Source organism: Enterobacter sp. UNJFSC 003 (assembly GCF_036903355.1).
Lineage (GTDB): Bacteria > Pseudomonadota > Gammaproteobacteria > Enterobacterales > Enterobacteriaceae > Enterobacter.
In genome coordinates this window covers 1-264 of record NZ_JBAKHK010000200.1, presented here as the reverse complement: position 1 = coordinate 264, position 264 = coordinate 1, and the positions used below count along the sequence as shown (strand labels likewise).

Genomic DNA, 264 nt, shown 5'->3' with positions numbered 1-264 from the left:
ATCCATGCCATGATTCATGCCGAGAAGCTGGAGAAAGCGCGCAGTCTGCTGATTTCAACCACCTTGTCGATCAATGAGATATCGCAAATGTGCGGTTATCCATCGCTGCAATATTTCTACTCTGTTTTTAAAAAAGCATATGACACAACGCCAAAAGAGTATCGCGATGTAAATAGCGAGGTCATGTTGTAGCGATGATGAGAATTGTCGGCGTCACATCAGGGAACTCAGCACAGCCACCTGATGCGAGCAAAAGCCTTATCC

General features: G+C 45.8%; 1 protein-coding gene. It reads left to right on the top strand.

The genetic code is table 11. The annotated features are described in order from the left end of the window. Positions 1–192: helix-turn-helix transcriptional regulator (locus V5P19_RS23785; protein WP_334408016.1), on the top strand; the 192-nt coding region annotated here is incomplete at its 5' end. Between the last annotated feature and the right edge of the window lie 72 nt (positions 193–264).